General features: G+C 64.0%; 12 protein-coding genes. 3 read left to right on the forward strand and 9 right to left on the reverse strand.

Annotated elements, in window-relative coordinates:
• Window positions 1-61: 61 nt before the first annotated feature.
• Window positions 62-1975: a molecular chaperone HtpG gene (gene htpG / locus ABD654_RS02870; RefSeq protein ID WP_344702092.1), complete on the reverse strand. Its 1914-nt coding sequence runs from the start codon at window positions 1973-1975 to the stop codon at window positions 62-64.
• A gap of 128 nt (window positions 1976-2103) precedes the next feature.
• Complete coding sequence (locus ABD654_RS02875; protein ID WP_344702094.1) at window positions 2104-2415, reverse strand: YkvA family protein; 312 nt, start codon at window positions 2413-2415, stop codon at window positions 2104-2106.
• A 153-nt stretch (window positions 2416-2568) separates the two neighbouring features.
• Here ABD654_RS02875 and ABD654_RS02880 point away from each other — a divergent pair, with 153 nt between their 5' ends.
• Window positions 2569-4554, forward strand: a complete 1986-nt coding sequence (locus ABD654_RS02880) for a transglycosylase SLT domain-containing protein (protein WP_344702095.1) — start codon at window positions 2569-2571, stop codon at window positions 4552-4554.
• Between the two features lie 15 nt (window positions 4555-4569).
• On the opposite strand, the gene ABD654_RS02885 is transcribed toward ABD654_RS02880, so the two are convergent.
• Window positions 4570-5226: a LysE family translocator gene (locus tag ABD654_RS02885; RefSeq protein ID WP_344702096.1), complete on the reverse strand. Its 657-nt coding sequence runs from the start codon at window positions 5224-5226 to the stop codon at window positions 4570-4572.
• 134 nt (window positions 5227-5360) lie between these two features.
• On the opposite strand from ABD654_RS02885, the gene ABD654_RS02890 reads away from it, so the two are divergent.
• A complete protein-coding gene (locus tag ABD654_RS02890) occupies window positions 5361-5564 on the forward strand; it encodes a cold-shock protein (RefSeq protein ID WP_311885436.1) in 204 nt (67 codons plus the stop codon).
• Window positions 5565-5664: 100 nt separating this feature from the next.
• Here ABD654_RS02890 and ABD654_RS02895 read toward each other — a convergent pair whose 3' ends face one another.
• The 4 genes from ABD654_RS02895 to ABD654_RS02910 all read right to left on the reverse strand — a co-directional run bounded on the left by ABD654_RS02895 (window position 5665) and on the right by ABD654_RS02910 (window position 10804).
• The gene (locus tag ABD654_RS02895) at window positions 5665-6414 is read right to left on the reverse strand and encodes a hypothetical protein (RefSeq protein ID WP_344702099.1); all 750 of its coding nucleotides are present in this window, start codon (window positions 6412-6414) and stop codon (window positions 5665-5667) included.
• 13 nt (window positions 6415-6427) lie between these two features.
• Window positions 6428-7513 carry a lipid kinase YegS gene (gene yegS / locus ABD654_RS02900; RefSeq protein ID WP_344702101.1) on the reverse strand — a complete coding sequence of 362 codons (1086 nt, stop codon included), beginning with the start codon at window positions 7511-7513 and terminating at the stop codon, window positions 6428-6430.
• Between the two features lie 58 nt (window positions 7514-7571).
• Complete coding sequence (pepN, locus tag ABD654_RS02905; protein ID WP_344702103.1) at window positions 7572-10202, reverse strand: aminopeptidase N; 2631 nt, start codon at window positions 10200-10202, stop codon at window positions 7572-7574.
• A gap of 116 nt (window positions 10203-10318) precedes the next feature.
• The gene (locus ABD654_RS02910; protein WP_344702105.1) at window positions 10319-10804 is read right to left on the reverse strand and encodes a YajQ family cyclic di-GMP-binding protein; all 486 of its coding nucleotides are present in this window, start codon (window positions 10802-10804) and stop codon (window positions 10319-10321) included.
• A gap of 166 nt (window positions 10805-10970) precedes the next feature.
• On the opposite strand from ABD654_RS02910, the gene cobO reads away from it, so the two are divergent.
• On the forward strand, window positions 10971-11570 hold the full coding sequence (gene cobO / locus ABD654_RS02915) for a cob(I)yrinic acid a,c-diamide adenosyltransferase (RefSeq protein WP_344702107.1): 600 nt from the start codon (window positions 10971-10973) through the stop codon (window positions 11568-11570).
• A 95-nt stretch (window positions 11571-11665) separates the two neighbouring features.
• Here the strand turns inward: cobO and ABD654_RS02920 are convergent, their stop codons facing one another.
• Entirely contained in the window at window positions 11666-12961 is a 1296-nt protein-coding gene (locus ABD654_RS02920; protein WP_344702109.1) for an adenylosuccinate synthase, read from the reverse strand.
• Window positions 12961-14154: an ATP phosphoribosyltransferase regulatory subunit gene (locus tag ABD654_RS02925; RefSeq protein WP_344702111.1), complete on the reverse strand. Its 1194-nt coding sequence runs from the start codon at window positions 14152-14154 to the stop codon at window positions 12961-12963. The genes ABD654_RS02920 and ABD654_RS02925 overlap by 1 nt, the downstream gene beginning before the upstream one ends.
• Window positions 14155-14284 lie beyond the last annotated feature (130 nt).

The raw sequence follows: 14284 nt of genomic DNA on the forward strand, positions 1-14284 counted from the left end.
GCGTCGGCAAAAAAACGGCCCGCCAGGAACACCTGACGGGCCGCGTTTAGCATCAAGCAGTTTACGCGGTCAGCACTGCGTTGAGCCGCTTCACGTAGGCCGCCGGGTCATCCAGGTGGCCGCCTTCGGCGATAATCGCTTGATCCAGCAGGATATGCGCCAAGTCGTTAAAGGTATCGCCGTCAGCGCCTTCCAGACGCGTTACCAGCGTATGATCCGGGTTGAGCTCAAGGATGGGCTTGACCTCGGGCAGCGGCTGGCCGGCGGCTTCCATGATGCGACGCATCTGAAAGCCCATCTCGTGCTCGGGCAGCACCACGCAGGCCGGCGAGGCGGTCAGGCGATGGGTGACCTTGACCTCCTGGACGCTTTCGCCCAGCGCTTCCTGCACGCGCTTGACCAGCTCTTCCTTGGCCTTGGCGGTTTCTTCCTGGGCTTTCTTTTCCTCTTCGTCTTCCACCTCGCCCAGATCCAGCTCGCCTTTGGCCACGTCGGTCAGCGACTTGCCGTCAAACTCGGTGAGATGGCTCATCAGCCACTCGTCAACGCGATCGGAAAGCAGCAGCACCTCAATGCCCTTTTTGCGGAAGATTTCCAGGTGCGGGCTGTTTTTCGCCGCGTTAAAGCCGTCGGCGACAATGTAGTAGATCTTCTGCTGGCCTTCCTTCATGCGCTCAACGTAGTCGGCAAGGGACTGATCCTGAGTGGCGCTGTCGGTATGGGTGGAAGAAAAGCGCAGCAGGCCGGCGATTTTTTCGCGGTTGCTCGGGTCCTCGCCGGGCCCTTCCTTGAGCACGCTGCCAAAGGTGTTCCAGAACGTCTGGTAGGCCTCGCTATCCTTGCTATCCTTGGCCAGCTTTTTCAGCATGTCCAGGCTGCGCTTGGTCAGCGCGCTTTTGATCTTGTCGACCTGGGGGTCCTGCTGGAGGATCTCCCGGGAGACGTTGAGCGACAGATCGCGCGTGTCCAGCACGCCCTTGATAAAGCGCAGGTACAGCGGCAGGAACTGCTCGGCGTCGTCCATGATGAACACGCGCTGAACGTAGAGCTTCACCCCGCGGGCGCCGTCACGCTCGTAGAGGTCAAACGGCGCGCGACCGGGCACGTACAGAAGGCTGGTATATTCCAGCTTGCCTTCGACCTTGTTGTGGCTCCAGGTCAGCGGATCGGAGAAGTCGTGGGCGACGTGCTTGTAAAACGCCTTGTACTCGTCGTCGGTGATCTCGCCTTTGGGCCGTACCCACAGCGCGGTGGCTTCGTTGACGGTTTCCCAGGTGGTGACTTCGCTGCCCTCGACGTCGTTGCCGTCGTCGTCCTTGGCGGTTTCCGTTTTGGGCATTTTCACCGGCACTTCGATGTGATCGGAGTAGGTGCGTACCAGGTGCTGCAGGCGGGAATCGTCGGCAAATTCCCGGGCGTTGTCTTTCAGGTGCAGGACAATTTCGGTGCCGTGCGCTTCGCGCTCAAGCTCACCGATGGTGAACTCGCCCTCACCGGCCGAGCGCCACTCCACGCCTTTTGCAGCGTCGGTGCCGGCCTTGCGGGTACGCACGGTCACTTCATCGGCGACGATGAAGCTGGAATAAAAGCCCACGCCGAACTGGCCGATCAGCCGCGCGTCTTTTTGCTGTTCGCCGGAAAGCTGCTGTAAAAACTCCGCGGTGCCGCTTTTGGCAATGGTGCCCAGGTTATTGATCACGTCGTCGCGATCCATGCCGATACCGTTGTCGCGCACGGTGACGGTGCCGGCGTTGCTGTCGTGCTCGATTTCGATGCGCAGCTCGCTGTCGCCTTCGTACAGCGCATCGTTGTCAAGCGCGGCGTAGCGCAGCTTGTCGCAGGCATCGGCAGCGTTGGAAATCAGCTCGCGCAAAAAAATCTCGCGGTTGGAGTAAAGCGAGTTGATCATCAGGTTCAGCAGCTGCTTGACTTCTGTCTGAAAGCCCAGCGTTTCTTCTCTGGTTGCGGTGGTCATTGTCAGCCCTCGGATCGCTGTCGTTTCAACCGGCCGCGCGATTGGCGCACGGCATGGAAAAGGTGTGACGCAGATATGGGGCTGGCCAGCCGGTTTTCAAGACACTTTTCGCTGCGTGCCCGGTTTGCCTATGACCGCGCTTGCCAGGCGCGATACGCTTCCAGCTGCTCATCGATACGCGCCAGCAGCCAGCTGACGATGAGCGCGTCATCCACCAGGCCAAACGGCAGGATGAAATCCGGAACCAGGTCAAACGGCATCAGCAGGTAGCCCGCCGCACCGAGCATCAGCGCGAACGCCTTCCACGGCACCGGACGGTAGCGCCCGGCCAGCACGTCGCAGGTCATGGGCATGAAAAGCCGCAGCCCGCGGGCAATGCGTGGCAGTATCCAGGCCCGGGACTTCAGCCGGCGCCAGCGGTTGGGGGATAAAAATGCCATCTGCCATCTCCTGGTGGTAATCGACGACGGCCGGCCTTCGCATGCCGGCGCGTCTCGCCGTATGATCCGGGTAGCCTACCCGCCAACTTGCCGGCTGTGCCTCGGTGGCTTTTAACGTCACCGCAAGCCCCGGTTTTTGATGCAAGGAGCCCCATGCACGCTTTACGACGCTGCCTTTCCGACCGCGCCCCGATTGTCGGGCTTGCCGCCCTACTGCTGGCCGGCTTAGCCGCACCGGCGCAGGCTACCTCTGACGCCGCCATGCGCGAAGCGCTGGCGGCTGCCCGGGAAGAGCGGTTTGACGCCATTGATGCCAGCGCCGTGGCCGGGCACAGGCTGCGCAGCTACATCGACTATCACCGGCTGCGCGCCGCCCTGCCCGGTGCTTCTCCCGAGCGGGTCAACCGTTTTATTGCGGATAACGCCGACTCGCCGCTGGCTGAATGGATGCGCGGCCGGGCCATTACCGCCTACGGCGAGGCCGAGCAGTTCGACGCGCTGCTTGCCGTGGCCGACGGCGAGCCGGCCGGCGCAACCCGGCGCTGCCACTACTATACCGCGCTGCTGGAAAACGACGCGACCCGGGCCCATGAAGGCGGCCGCACCCTGTGGCATACCGGCCACTCGCGCCCGGCCGCCTGTGACCCGCTGTTTGACCGCCTGCGCGCGCGCGGCGTGATCGACGCCCGAGCCGTTTGGGAACGCGCCATGCTAGCCTGGCAGGCCGGCAACAGCCGATTGATGGACTACCTGCTGGCCATGCTCGACAAGCGCTGGCACACCGCCGTCACCACGGCAGAAAAGGCGCGGGAAACGCCCCGACGCCTGCGCCAGGCGCCGGACTGCCTGGGGCCTCGCTGCGCGGCCACGGACGGCTTTTATCGCGCCGCCATGGCGCGTCTGATCCGTGACGACACCCAGGCCGCCTTTGACGGCTGGCACAGCATCGCCTCGCGCATCACCGTCACATCCGCCGCACGGCGCACCATTGAAGAAGAGCTGGCGTTTTATGCGCTGGTGCGCGAAACGCCCGGCACGCTTGACTGGGTAGATAGCGTGCTGCCCACCCTGGACAGCGAACGGCTGCGCGAACTGCGCGTACGCCGGGCGCTGGCCGAGCGCGCCTGGCGCGACGTGCGCCGCTGGATCGACTCAATGCCCGCCGACGAGCGAGAAAAAAGCCGCTGGCAGTACTGGCTGGCCCGGGCCGGCGAACAGCTCGGCGATAACGCCGCGGCGCAAGCGCACTACCGACGTGCCGCCGGCGAGCGCAACTTTTACGGCTTTGCCGCCGCCGACCGGCTGGGCCAGCCCTACGCTTTCAATATGGCGCGCTACGACGTTGACGACGCCACCCGCGAACGCATCGCCGCCCTGCCGATGGTGCAGCGCACCCACGCGCTGATGGACATTAGCGAGCCGGGCCTTGCCACCAGCGAGTGGCTGCACGCCGTACGCCGCGCCTCGCCACAGCGCGCCCGAGCGCTTGGGGCCTACGCCGCGCAGCAGGCGCGCACGGGCCACGAGAGCTGGCCGGCGCGGCTGGTGCAGACCACCATCGCCGGCGAGATGTGGGACGCGCTGGCATGGCGCTTTCCCCGGGCATACAACGACGCCTTCACCCGCGCAGCCCGCCACAACAACGTGGATGCCTACCTGCTGATGGCCATTGCCCGGCGCGAAAGCGCCTATAACCCTCGCGTGCGCTCGCCGGCCGGGGCGCTGGGCCTGATGCAGCTGATGCCCGGCACCGCCCGGGACGTTAGCCGCGCTTTGGGCCTTGACGCCCCGGATACCTACGATGTGCTCGACCCGGCCCTCAACGTGCGCCTGGGCAGCGCCTACTTCAGCGAGACGCTTGCCCGCTACCGGGGCAACCGGCTGGCAGCAATCGCTGCGTACAATGCCGGCCCCGGCCGGGTGGATCTCTGGCTGGATGAACACCGCGCCGAGTCGTTTGATCTGTTTGTCGAGGCCATTCCGTATCGCGAAACGCGCCATTACGTTCAGGCCGTGCTGACCTACCGGGTCATTTTTCAGCACTTAGCCCAGGACGCTGACGACGGCGCGACCCTGCTGCATCCGGCAGAAAAACAGGCGCGCTATCACCCCTCGCTCATCGCCGCCGACAACGGCTAGCCTGTGACGCCCGGCTCACACCGGGCGCCGCTCAAGCGCCAGCTTGATGCCAAAGGCGATCAGCACGCTGCCGGTCAGCCCGTTAAGCATGCGCGCCACGCGCGCGCTTGCCAGAAAGCGCCCGGCGCGGCCCACCAGCAGCGCCACGGTAATCTGCCAGGCGTTGGCAATCATAAAGTGCACGCCGGCAAGCCACAGCGACTTGGCCAGCGCCGGGTCTTCAGGCGCGATGAACTGCGGTAAAAACGCCATGTAAAACACCACGGTCTTGGGGTTCAAGACGTTGGACACAAACCCTTCGCGCGCTGACTGCCGGCGTTTGGCCGACCCCTGCATACCGACGCTGCCGGCCGGCGCCAGGGCCTGCCCTCGGCGCACGGCACGCAGGCTGTTCATGCCCAGCCACACCAGATACGCCGCCCCGGCCCATTTCAGCGCGGCAAACGCCGTCGCCGACTGCAGCAACACAAGGGAAATGCCCAGCGCCGACACCGCCGCGTGAATAAACAGCCCGCAGCAAATGGCCAGACTGGTCACCACCCCGTCCCCGACGCCGCCGCGGGCGGTATTGCGGATGACCAGCAGCGTATCCACGCCGGGCGTCAGCGACAGCAAGGTGATGGCCACCACAAAAGCGCCGAACTGCCCGTCAATCAGCCCCCAACTCGCCATCTCAACGCCTCCCGTGTGGCATGCCAAAATCGTTTTGCAGGCACTTTACGTCTTGGCCTTTTACCTCTACATTGGATTTGGCGATAAGGCAAAAGCGCCTTCGCCGGATAACTCAGCATGCAAGGAAATCGATAATGGCAACCGGTACTGTAAAGTGGTTCAACGACACCAAAGGTTACGGCTTCATCTCTCCGGATGACGGCGGTGACGATCTGTTCGCCCACTTTTCTGAAATTCAGGCTGAAGGCTTCAAGTCCTTGCAGGACGGCCAGAAAGTCAGCTTTGAAGTCACCCAGGGCAAAAAAGGCCTGCAGGCCTCAAACATTCAGGCCCACTGATTCCCGGGCTGACGCCTGAGAAACAAAGCGCCTGCAAACGCCCCGACATTGCACAAGCCCGCCTTTCCGGCGGGCTTTTTTTTACCGTTTCCCATTCACGTCACTCGGCCCTGCGCGCGCCGTCTCCAACGGTCGGCGTGGCCGGATCCTTGGCCGTTTCCACGTCCTGCTGCTCTAGCTGCTCGTACTGCTTTTGCAGCTCCTTCTGGGTTTTTTCAAAGCGCCGCTCGGCGTCTTCGATCAGCTTGTCCACCTCGGAGGTCCCCAGCTCGCCGTCAAGCGTGCCCGGCGCGGTTGTCGGCTCGATGCTGAGCTCTTCATCGGGCAGGGTGACGTCCTTTTCCACGGGCATGCCGCTGTCACCCGCAGCGCCGGCTTCGCCGGGCAGTGGTTCCACCGTCGGCGCCTGCTGTTCGGCCTGTTCGAACTGCGCTTTCAGCTCCTGCTCGGCCTGTTCAAAGCGCCGGTCAATATCGCTGATGACCTCGTCTACGTCAGACGCCGTGACTTCGCCCGGCAGGGTGGCGTCTTCATCGTTGAGCACGGCGTCCGGATCCGCCGACAGCGTGTCGTCATCGGCGCTGACGTCTTCTGCCGGCATTTCAGCGCCGCGGCCGGCATCGCCGGCTTCGTTGGCTTTTGCTACAGCGCCTTTCTGGGGGGCTGATGCGTCGCCGGCCTGCGCCGCGTCGCTTTTTTGCGCAGCGTCGCTGGCTTTTGTGGCCTTATCGGACCTTGTCTGCGCCGGCGTCTCGTCGCCGGCGCCGGGCGCGGGCGCTTGCTCATCGCTGCAGGCGCTCAGCAGCAGCGCCGCGGTGATCAGCGCAGGCATCCAAAAACGGTTTGACATGGCGGTATTCTCCTTACCGTGCGAAAAGTGAAGAGGGGTCGCGCTGCGTATCTGCCGCGCTATGGTCAAGGCTGGCATCCGTTTGCGTATCCGGCATTGGCTTTTGTGGCCTATCGTCGCCGTCGTCGTTATCGGCCAGAGAAGCCGGCGTGCGTGCTACCAGCAGCGAAGAGTCTTCGGGCATGGCCAGGCGCAGCGCCAGCGGCACCACCTCAGCAGAAAAAGCGTCGAAGCGGTGTGCTTCGCCGTCCAGCGTCAGCGGCCAGGCGGGATGGCTGGGGTCGGTGCTGACCGAAAGCTTGGACACCGGCAGATAGCGCACAAACCGCCCCCGGGCAGGGAATTGGCGCAGCTCGCGGATCAGCTGCGGCAGATCCTGAAACGAGGTAAAGTTCTTGACCAGCAGCATATCCAGATAGCCGTCGTTGATTTTCGCCCGGGGGGCCAGCACCTGGCCGCCGCCGGACTGACGCGCATTGCCCAGCGCTACCAGCAAAAAAGCCGCCTTCTCTTCGCAGGTGTCCCAGTTCAGCGTGCCCTCATAGCTGCGGTGGCGCCAGGTCTTGAAAGCGCCCATGACCGAGTAGGCCGCCCCGCCCAGCAGTTTTTTGAGCAGCTTGGGCGTGCTTGAGGTCACTTCGGCGCCAAAGCCGCCGGTGGCCATATTGAGGTAGTACTGGTCAACGCCCTTGCCCCGGCCGGCAGCCGAAATCCGCACAACGTCCACCGGCTGGGTATCCCAGCGGCAGATTTTTTGCAGCGCCGCGTAGGGTTCCAGCGGAAGCCCCAGCGAGCGGGCAAAATCGTTGGCGCTGCCCAGCGGTACAATGCCCAGCGCCGGACGCTTTTCCCGGGGCAGGCGCATCAGGCCGTTAACCACTTCGTTCACCGTCCCGTCGCCGCCGCCGGCAATCACGTGGGTGGCGCCGTGGTCTACCGAGGCCTCGGCAAACAGCCCCGCGTCGCCGGCCTCCCAGGTGGCATAAACAATCAGCGCCATGCCCGCCCGGCGCTTTTTCGCGACGGCGGCACGCAGCGCCGGGTCACCGGCAGACTTGCCGTTTACTACCAGTACGTAACGCCGATTGATATCACTCACGGTGGCCTGTTTCACCTTTGTGTTCTTGTTGTGCCCTGCCGCCTGCGGCTTTTGGCCTTCAGCCCAGCGCTTTGCTCACCATCTCAAAGACGTTGGCCGACAGCGGGCGGTCCTTGATGCGTTCAAGCTCGGCTCGCATCAGCGACTGGCGCGTATCGTCAAAGCGACGCCAGCGCGTCAGCGGGGTCATCAGCCCGGCGGCCATTTCCGGATTCAGCCGGTCAAGCTCGATCACCGCATCGGCCAGCAACGTGTAGCCCGCGCCGTCCAGGCGGTGAAAGTTGACGCGGTTTTGCGCAAAGGTGCCCAGCAGCGCGCGCACCTTGTTGGGGTTTCTCAGCGAGAACGCCGGATGCGCCATCAGGTACTTGACCCGATCCAGCACCTCAGCCTGAGGGCGCGATACCTGCAGGCTGAACCATTGATCCATGACCAGCGGGTCGTGGGCCCACTTGTCGCCGAATGCCTTGAGCGCCGGGGCGGACAGGTCGTCGCGGCCGGAGTGCACCAGCAGCGTCAGCGCCTGGCGCACGTCGGTCATGTTGTGCCCGGCGTCAAACTGGGCCTGACAAAGCGCGATGCCCGCCTCGTCTTCAACGGCCATCAGATAGCCAAGCGCTACGTTTTTCAGGCTGCGCCGGCCGATCTGCTCGGGCGTCGGCGCGTAGGGCTCATCCGACTGGTTGGCCCGGTACAGCGTCTCGAACGCGTCGCGCAGGGCAAAGCCCAACGACTGGCGCACAAACTCTCGGGCGGCGTGGATGGCGTCCACGTCCACCAGCGGCTGATGCTCGGCAATGTAGGCCTCGGACGGCAGCCGCAGCATTTCGGCCAGCACCGCCTTGTCAGCGGCCGGCGCGTCAAGCAGCGTTCGGTAGGCGTCAACCACCCGGCTGTCCATGACCTTTTCCACGCCGTTGCGATGGGCGGCAATCAAGTCGTTGAGCGCCAGCATGGCCAACCGCTGGCTGGCTTCCCAGCGGTTGAAGCCGTCGCTGTCCTGGGTGAGCAAAAACGCCAGGTCTTCCCGGGAGTAGGGAAAGTGCAGCTTCACCGGCGCTGAAAAATGGCGCAGCAGCGACGGCGTGGGCGCCTCCGCCACGTCGGTAAAGACAAAGGTCTGCTCGGGCTCACGCAGATGAAGCACCGTATCGCAGCCGCGCTTTTCGCCGTCCAGGGTGAGCGTCAGATCATGGCCCGACTTGGTGCCGATCAGCCCCATGCGCACGGGAATGTGCAGCGGCTCCGGCGCCTGCTGCCCGGCCGTTGCCGGCGTGCGCTGGCGCAGGGTCAGGCGGTACTCGGCGTTGACGTAGTCGTACTCGCCGTGGGCGTCGATTTCCGGCGTGCCGGCCTGCTGATACCAGCGCATGAACTGGGATAAATCCTGGCCCGAGGTTTCCGCCATGCAGCCGACGAAGTCCTCGATGGTCACGGCCTGGCCGTCAAAGCGCTCGAAATACAGGTCGCTGCCCCGGCGGAAGGCGTCCCAGCCCACCAGGTTTTTCAGCATGCGTACCACTTCTGCCCCTTTTTCGTACACGGTCAGGGTGTAGAAGTTGGTAATCTCGATATAGCTTTCCGGGCGTACCGGGTGCGCCGTGGGGCCGGCGTCCTCGGCAAACTGGGCGGTGCGGAAAAACGCCACGTCCTGAATGCGCTTGAGCGCGGACGAGTTGCTGTCCGCGGTAAAGCTCTGATCGCGGAAGACGGTAAAGCCTTCTTTCAGCGACAGCTGGAACCAGTCGCGGCAGGTTACCCGGTTACCCGACCAGTTGTGGAAATACTCGTGGGCGACAATGCCTTCGACCTGCTGAAAAGCACCGTCGGTGGCGGTGTCCGGGTGGGTCAGCACCGCCGCGGCGTTGAAGATATTGAGCCCCTTGTTTTCCATGGCGCCCATGTTGAAGTCGTTGACGGCGACGATCATGAAGCGGTCCAGATCGTATTCACGGCCGTAGCGCTCTTCGTCCCAGCGCATGGCGCGCTTGAGCGAGGCCATGGCGTGGTCGGTCTTGCCCAGGTTTTCTTCTTCCACCCAGATCTGCAGCGTCACGTCGCGCCCGCTCATGGTGGTAAAGCGGTCTTCCACGCATGCAAGATCCCCCGCCACCAAGGCAAACAGGTACGCAGGCTTGGGGTGCGGGTCTTCCCAGGTGACAAAGTGGCGCCCGCCGTCAAGCTCGCCGCGCTCCACCGGGTTGCCGTTGGCCAGCAGCACCGGCTCGCGGCGGGCGTCGCCGATCACGGTCACGCGAAACACGGCCATCACATCCGGGCGGTCGGGATAGAAAGTAATCCGGCGAAAGCCCTCGGCCTCGCACTGGGTGCAGTACATGCCGTTTGACTGATAGAGCCCTTCCAGGGCGGTGTTGGCCTCGGGGGCTATGCGCACCCGGGTTTCCAGGGTAAACGCCGCGGGCACCGCATCAATGGTCAGGCCTTTGTCGTTTTGGCGGTACGCGTCGTCGGCCAGAGGTTCGCCGTCGATGGATACGGCTTCAAGCGTGAGCTGCTCGCCGTGGAGATAAAGCGGCGTGCCGGCCTCGGCATCCGGGTGGCGTTCAACGGTCAGGCGCGCCTCTACGCAGGTGCGGGCAGGGTCAAGGTCAAACGTCAGCGCGGTGTGGGTTACGCGATAGGCGGGCGGCTGATAGTCGCTTAAATAAACCGGCTGCGGCTGTGACATAGCGAATGACTCCTTGTTGGCACCGACCAAAGATAGCCGACGGCAATGCAGTGGTAGTGAAAAAAATCGGCAAACAAAAGCGCCGCCGCTGACAGCGCGGCAGCAGCGGGCAGGTCTCAGTCACGAAAGTTGTCGAACTGCAGCGGCAAATCGGGGCCTTCCTCGCTGCGCAGAAGCGCCATGACGCCCTGCAAATCGTCGCGCTTTTTGCCCGTCACGCGGATTTTCTCGCCCTGAATCTGGGCCTGCACCTTGGCTTTGGTTGCTTTGATGCGCTTGACGATATCCTTGGCATCGGCCTGCTCAAGCCCTTGTTTGAGCTCGACAGTCTGGCGCGCCTTGACGCCGGACAGCTCCGGCTCCTTGACGTCCATGCAGCGCGCGTCAATGCCGCGGGCAATCAGCCGGCCGCGCAGCATATCCAGCATCTGCTGGAGCTGAAAGTCGGCTTCGGCCTCAAGCGCCACGCTTTCCCCTTCAAGGGTGAAGTGGGCGTCCACGCCGCGAAAATCAAAGCGGGTCTGGACTTCGCGATTGGCCTGGTCCACGGCGTTGGTGGCTTCGTGGCGGTCAAACTCAGATACGATATCAAACGAGGGCATACGGTATTCCTGAAAAGAGGCGGCTTCACATTCTAGAGCAGCCGCCCTGCTGCCTGCCAATTTCGTTAGCTGTCTATCGGTTGGCCGGCAGCGATTATACAAACCTTGTCCAGCACGCGTGCATGGCCTAGGCTACGGCGCCCAACCACCATCACCTGGAGACACCATGAGCGATCGCGATACGCGCCATAAAGCCTCGATGCAAAAACTCAAGGCGCGGGTGGACGAAAAAGTCGCCAACGCCACCGAGCAGCGCGGCCTGATCATCGTCAACACCGGCAACGGCAAGGGCAAGACCACCGCCGCCTGGGGCACCGTGACCCGGGCACTGGGCTATGGCTACAGGGTGGGCGTGGTGCAGTTCATCAAAGGGCTTTGGGAGTGCGGCGAGCGCAACCGCCTGGAAGACGACCCCAATCTTGACATCGCCATCATGGCCACGGGGTTTACCTGGGATACCCAGAATCGCGCCGCCGACACCCAGGCCTGTAAGGAAGTCTGGGAGGACGCCGCGCGGATGCTGGCCGACCCCGAAGTCTATCTGGTGGTGCTCGATGAGATTACCTACATGCTCAAGTTCGGCTATCTGGATATCGACACCGTCAGGGAGGCGCTAAAAAACCGCCCCCGTGAACAAACCGTGATCGTCACCGGGCGCAACGCCCACCGCGATATTGTCGCCATGGCCGATACCGTCACCGACATGCAGGAAGTACGCCATGCCTTTAGCGACGGTATTCAGGCCCGGCGAGGCATTGACTTCTAAACCGGCAGACGCGCCTCGCTGGTCGCCCCATACGCCGCCGGCCTCTTGCGAGGCCGGCTTTTCTGATGGGCCGCGGCTGTCCGGCGCCGTGTCGCCTACTCGCCGAAAGGGTTACGCAGCACGATGGTTTCCACGCGGTCCGGGCCGGTGGAGATCACATCAATACTGGTGCCGATCTGCTCTTCCAGAAAGCTGATGTAGGACCGGGCGTTGGCCGGCAGGTCTTCGACGCGCTTGACGCCCAGGGTCGACGCCTGCCAGCCCGGCAGATCCTGATACAAAGGCTCAATGGCCTCATAGCCCTCGCAGTCCACCGGGTTATCCAGCACGTCGCCGTCCTTGCTGCGATAGCCCACGCACACCCGAATGGTTTCCAGCCCGTCCAGCACGTCAAGCTTGGTCAGGCACAGCCCGGAAATCGAGTTGATCTGCACGGAATGGCGCAGCGCCACGGCGTCAAACCAGCCGCAGCGCCGTGCGCGCCCGGTGGTGGCACCGAACTCGTGGCCTTTCTCTGCCAGGTGACGGCCGTAATCGTCAAACAGCTCCGTGGGAAACGGGCCGGACCCCACCCGCGTGGTGTAGGCCTTGGTAATGCCCAGCACGTAGTCCAGGTACAAAGGCCCCACCCCGGAGCCGGTTGCGGTGCCGCCGGCGGTGGTGTTGGAGCTGGTAACAAACGGGTAGGTGCCGTGGTCGATGTCCAGCAGCGAGCCCTGAGCACCCTCGAAGAGAATATTCTCGCCGTTTTTGCGCAGGCCGTGCACCAGGCTTACGGTGTCGCTGACCATCGGGCGCAGCTCGTCGGCCATGGCCATGGCGCTGTCCAGCACTTCCTGGAAATCTACCGCCGGCTCGCCGTGATAGCGCGTGAGCACGAAATTATGGTAGTCCAGCACTTCACCGAGCTTGGCGGCAAAGCGTTCGCGATGCAGCATATCACCCAGGCGCAGACCGCGGCGGGCCACCTTGTCCTCGTAGGCCGGGCCGATGCCGCGGCCGGTGGTGCCGATCTTGGCCACGCCCCGCGCCTTCTCCCGGGCCTGATCCAGACGCACGTGGTACGGCAAAATCAGCGGGCAGGCCGGCGACAGGCGCAGGCGCTGGCGCACCGGTACGCCCTTGGCTTCCAGCTCGTGAATTTCGTCAAGCAAGGCGTCGGGCGAGAGCACCACGCCGTTGCCGATCACGCAGGTCTTGTCGTCACGCAGGATGCCCGAAGGAATCAGGTGCAGGACAGTTTTTTCGCCGTCGATCACCAGCGTATGCCCGGCGTTGTGGCCGCCCTGAAAGCGCACCACCGCTGACGCCGATTCGGTGAGCAGATCCACGATCTTGCCCTTGCCTTCGTCACCCCACTGGGTGCCCAGTACTACGACATTCTTACCCATTATGCACTCGTCTCTTGTGTCAGGGCCGTTGGCTGCCAACGACCGTCGATAAGCTCAAGCCGGCGATCACAGCCGTGCGCCGCCGGCCCGGTGCGCTGCCCGGGCAGCGCCTGGATCACCCGTTCGCCCTGCTGGCGCAGCGCACTTACCGCATCGCGCAGGGCGTCGTCGGCCACGGCCGGTGCCAGAATCGCCCCCGGCGCGGGCGTTGCCTCGGCCAGCGTCGCCAGCTGTTTCAAATCCATGGAGAAGCCGGTGGCCGGGCGAGCGCGGCCGAAAGCGCGGCCGGTATCGTCATAGCGCCCGCCCTTGGCCAGCGCGTGGCCGTAGCCCGGTACGTAGGCGGCAAACATCATGCCGGTGTGGTACTGATAGCCGCGCAGCTCGGCCAGATCGACGTACAGCGATACCGCAAAGCGCGCGCGTACGCCTCGCTGCAGCGCATCGAGCTCGTCGAGTGCGGCCGTCACCGTGGCCGGCGCGCCGGCCAGAACGTCGCGGGCCCGCTCCAGCACGTTCACGTCGCCGTGCAGCTCGCCCAGCGCCATGAGCATGGCAGCCAGGGCGGGGTCGCTGACGCTGGCCGTCACCACCCGCTCGATCTCACCGGGGGATTTCAGCGCCAGCGCGGCAAACAGCGCGCGCTCTTGGTCGCGATCCAGCGCGGCCGCTTCCACCAGGCTGCGGTAGATACCAATGTGGCCAAGCGCCAGATGCATTTCATCGGCGCCGGCGGCGGCAAGGCTTGCAAGCGCCAGATGAATGATTTCGCTGTCGGCACCCAGCCCGGCGTGGCCAAAAAGCTCCACGCCCACCTGCACCGGGCTGCGCCCGCCCTGATAGGGGTCGGCGCTGGCCCGCATGACGCTGGTGCAGTAGCAAAGCCGCACAGGCCCTTCCCGGCGCAGCGAGTGGGCATCCATCCGCGCCACCTGGGGCGTTACGTCGGCGGTCGCGCCCATCATGCGCCCGGTCAGCTGATCGGTGAGCTTGAAGGTTTGCAAGTCGAGGTCGGTGCCGGTGCCGGTCAAAAGCGAGTCGAGAAACTCAGCGGGCGGCGGCATTACCTGGTCATATCCCCAGCGGTAATAAAGATCCAGCAGCCTACGACGAAGCTCTTCCATGCGGCTTGCCTGCGGCGGCAGCACTTCATCCATGCCGTCGGGCAGCAGCCAGCGGTCAGCGATGGTCATGTCAACAATCCTGCGAGACGACGGTGAAAGCCTCGGCCGAAGATCTACCGGCATAGCGACAAATCCGCCGGCGTGAGGCCACAAAAAAACCGGGCAACGCCCGGTTTATCGAGTCTATCATGTTTGGCCG

Source organism: Halomonas cibimaris, from assembly GCF_039537045.1.
Lineage (GTDB): Bacteria > Pseudomonadota > Gammaproteobacteria > Pseudomonadales > Halomonadaceae > Vreelandella > Vreelandella cibimaris.